Here is a 4,050-nt window from a genome sequence, read left to right as displayed (position 1 = left end):
TTTTATGATTATGTTTGATGACCGTATCAGTAAGCATTTAATCTAAATGGCAGTTACACAGAATCTGGGATGGTCTCTAAAACCCGAGGTGATTGAGTATTTAAAACAGCAATGGCGGGATGCGTATGATGTTGAATTAGCAACCCTAGAATGGGTCGATTGGTTTAACAAAACACGTTTGCATAGTAAAATTGGTTATTTGTCGTCTTTTGAGTTTGAAAGACGATACTATGATAGTCTTACTGAGTCAGACAAAGTTGCCTGACTCAAGCAATCAACTCTCCGATATAGTCGGGGCGGTTCAGGTTTAATATTATTCCGGTATATATGGGGTTAAAAAACGCACTAAGGCAGTGATTATTAAGAGTATTAGAAGAAGGAGTTGATATTTTATAAATCGTTCTGGGATAAATAAACACAGCACAGATACTATAAAAATTCCTATAATTTCAATCAAATTAGATAGACTTTGAGAGCCAAATCCTAGCCCAGTTAATACGACCCACAAAAATGATGGTAAGAATACTAGGCTAAATTTTTTCAATGGTTTATTCATAGGTTAGGCTTATCTTCTATGTGGGCGCAATTTCTATTGCACCGGCAACGGCACAACCCTGATATACTTCGCCTGCGTAAGTTAATATTGCAGTAAGTTCATTTTGATAGCCATTGTCATCGATACAAAGGTTATTTTTTATATTCACAACAATAGGCTGTCCATTGATAGTACTCGCGTATTCGACACCTTCAGTATTGACAGAACCAGAACCCACCACGATAACTGTTGCTGTCGTTGGCTTTAAGAAATTCGCCTCTATACTTAGCTCATTTCCTTCAATCACTATTCGCCAAATTTTTTCTTTAGCGGTGTTTCCAAAAGCAGTAAATGCCGCTGACGCTACCGGCACTTCTATTGTAGGCTGCTTACTCAGATCCGTGGTGTCGGCACGATGGTTATTACAAGCCACTAGAGCTAAGCTGCCCGTTAAGCACATTGTCGTTAGAAGCAAAGAACGCATAATTTTTCCTTTAAATATAATAAGAGAACACCACTATTTAGCAGTGTTCTCTTTGTTTACGTGATGAAATTCAGGTTTCTACTACCATAAGTAGGTTTACGGTAGAACTAGAAGTTAGGGTCGTTACAGGTGGCCTTATTCAGTAACTTACCAACGTACTCTCTATATTAGTAATACTAATATAACATATCTATAAAGGTTGACAGTGTGGAGTAAGATAAAATCGTTTTTTTACTGTTTGAGTGTTTAAAATATGAAAAACTTAACTGCTGCTATTCTAATTGCGCTTCCTGTTCTAATGGTAAGTCCTACAGTAATGGCCGCATCTTCAGATGCAGTGGCTAAAACTGTTGATGTTCAATTTAAAAAAGGCGCTAGTTCAGCTAACTATTATGGGAAATTAAAGGGTAGTAAGTACGATTCCTATACATTTTATGCCAAAAAGAACCAAAAGCTTTCTGTTAAAACAACGGGAGGGAATGTAGATTCTTATTTATTTAATAAGAATCTATCAGATTCTGTCAATGTAGGAGAATATTCCTCTGAACTAGATAACCAAGGTTATTACAAGCTTCCATATTCAGGTAAATATGAATTGCGTATTCTTCAGCCACGTTCTCAAGCTTCTAAAGGAAAAACACCTCCATATTGGCTAGAACTATCTATTCTATAGGTATATAAGCTTAATAATGGAGAGCATCCTAAATTTTGTGTAAGTATTTAATCTAAACGTCAGTTACACAGAATCTGGGATGGTCTCAATTATGGATGATAAAAAATTTCTCTTACAATCATTATGGATAATCGGTCTAATTCTGTTATTAGCAATCCTTCTTTCGATTAGGTTTGCCAAAATGTTGTAATGCTTATAATTGCTGTATTTTTTTGATAAGTATTGATGTGGGGGATTACCGCATTATTTACAGAAATGGGTACTCTATTACTACGTAGCTATGTTAAGAACGGTGTATTTACCTCATTCAATTTGAACTCATTATATCCACTCAATACGCCTTTTGATCTTTATTTACAGGTATCACAACGTCATATAAAAATCGATTTAATGCAGTAAGGCTTGATAATAACCATTATCTTGCATTCATAATCGCTTTTCTGCAAAATGGCTTATCTATAATCGCTTGAGCCACTCATAATGAATACCCCTACCTCAGACCCTATTAGCGCAGCATGGCTTATCCGTTATGCCAGCATCGAGCTGGTTTCCCCTTTATATGTCAGCAGCAGTATCGGTGGGCGCAGACAAACCTATAAAGACGGTGACGTCATTCATAACGCTTATCAGGAAACCGCGCGTCCACTGGACACTACCATTGCGCACTTACAGTTTCACATGCGTCATGAAGTACTGAATTTAGAGTTACTGGTTCGTCTATTTGAGCAGATCGGGGCAAATGACGTACAAGCATGGGTAAACGCTGAGCCCACAGGCAGCTATGCCCGTAGAATGGCTTTCTTGTATGAATGGCTCATGGGTCAGAAGTTAGCAGTACCGAGTAATTTAGGCGGTAACTATGTGGACGCTTTAGATGCTAAGAAGCAGGTTACTTCAAGCCCTGCGCATGTCATAAAAAATGCTCGTTGGCGTATCAATGACAATCTTGCAGGAACCCGTCATTTCTGTCCTCAACTGGTGAAAACAGAGGCATTTACGAAAGCCGCTGCACTCGATATTGCCACAATGGTTGACAAGCTGAACGATGAATTTGGGCAAGACTTACTGATGCGTGCCTCCGTATGGATGACATTACGAGAGAGTAAAGCCAGTTTTACTATAGAAGGTGAAGGGAAAGAGTTAAAACGTATTGAACGTTTCGCCGATGTAATGGCAAGGCGTACCGGCAAGGGCGATATCCCGCTTGATCCTGAATCACTAGCAGAGCTGCAACAAGAGATACTCGGCAGCAAAACGGTTATCCAGCAGTATGGTGTCCGTCAATCACCAGTTTTTGTGTCGCATACTCAGGTCAATGGCTTTAAAGAGATTGTGCACTATATCGCGCCACCTGCTGATGACATTGCTGAAAAGCTCAAAGGGTTACTGGCATTTATGGAAAAGACCGAGGGACAATCGGCACTGATACGTAGTGCGGTTGCTTCCTTTGCTTTTGTGTATATTCATCCGCTGGCTGATGGCAATGGCCGATTACATCGCTTCTTAATTAACGATGTACTCAGACGCGACCAGGTCATTCATGAGCCGATTATCCTACCTATATCGCAAGCCATCGCTGAGCATCCCTCAGACCGTCATGCGTATGATAAAATTTTAGACCGTGTATCCGTGCCACTTATGGAGCAAATCCGTGATCATTACAGCTTTGATAAACAGGCGGTTACTTACCCTGATGGTATTCGCTCAAACTTAAATTTTGAAAACACTCACCTTATTCAACCTGCATGGCGCTTTATGGATCTAACGCCTCACGTTCAGTACTTATCAGGACTCATTGCTCACGTTATTGAAAAAGAGATGCATAACGAGTCACAGTACCTAAGAAAGCATGACTATGCACGATTGGCGATAAAAGAGATTGTTGAGATGCCCAACAGCTATGCCGATAGAATCATTCGCAGTATGCTACAAAATAAAGGCACTAAGAGTAATAAGCTACTTAAGGACTATCCTTTTTTAGCAAATGAGGCAGTTTGGGATGACATTTTCTCTGTCGTTGTAGAGACCTTTAAAGATGAAGCAAATGGTTTGAATAGTTAGAACAAATCCTGCTATACGCAGGAAAATCTGCCTTGATAATCAAGCTCAAGCTAGTATTAGTATCATCGTTGCGATAATGATTCATTTATAAAAGATTCGGCTAAAATACTGCAACCTGAAACGTAATCAATATTTTTCTTACTTAAACAGAATATATTAGAGGAACTCTAATAACAGACCATTTTTATTTGACAAGGTTATTACAGATCCTCAAAATAATTTTGAGTATTTGAGTATTTGAGTATTTGAGTATTTGAGTATTTGAGTATTTGAGTATTTGAGTATTTGAGTATTTGA

General features: G+C 38.8%; 3 protein-coding genes and 1 pseudogene. 3 read left to right on the top strand and 1 reads right to left on the bottom strand.

Annotated elements, in window-relative coordinates; all coding sequences use genetic code 11:
• Window positions 1-79: 79 nt before the first annotated feature.
• A pseudogene (locus I3254_RS00210) lies at window positions 80-265 on the top strand (IS3 family transposase); the annotation flags it as partial.
• 307 nt (window positions 266-572) lie between these two features.
• Here I3254_RS00210 and I3254_RS00205 read toward each other — a convergent pair.
• A complete protein-coding gene (locus tag I3254_RS00205; RefSeq protein ID WP_025651568.1) occupies window positions 573-1,019 on the bottom strand; it encodes a hypothetical protein in 447 nt (148 codons plus the stop codon).
• Between the two features lie 253 nt (window positions 1,020-1,272).
• Between I3254_RS00205 and I3254_RS00200 the strand changes: the two genes are divergently transcribed.
• A complete protein-coding gene (locus tag I3254_RS00200) occupies window positions 1,273-1,692 on the top strand; it encodes a PPC domain-containing protein (RefSeq protein WP_062846051.1) in 420 nt (139 codons plus the stop codon).
• Window positions 1,693-2,172: 480 nt separating this feature from the next.
• Window positions 2,173-3,753 carry a Fic family protein gene (locus tag I3254_RS00195; protein ID WP_238050394.1) on the top strand — a complete coding sequence of 527 codons (1,581 nt, stop codon included), beginning with the start codon at window positions 2,173-2,175 and terminating at the stop codon, window positions 3,751-3,753.
• The last annotated feature ends 297 nt before the right edge of the window (window positions 3,754-4,050 follow it).

The sequence above is a fragment of the Psychrobacter sp. Ps2 genome (genome assembly GCF_022129405.1).
GTDB lineage: Bacteria > Pseudomonadota > Gammaproteobacteria > Pseudomonadales > Moraxellaceae > Psychrobacter.
The sequence above is the reverse complement of the archived record's forward strand: the minus strand, read 5'-3'. Positions and strand labels throughout refer to the sequence as shown.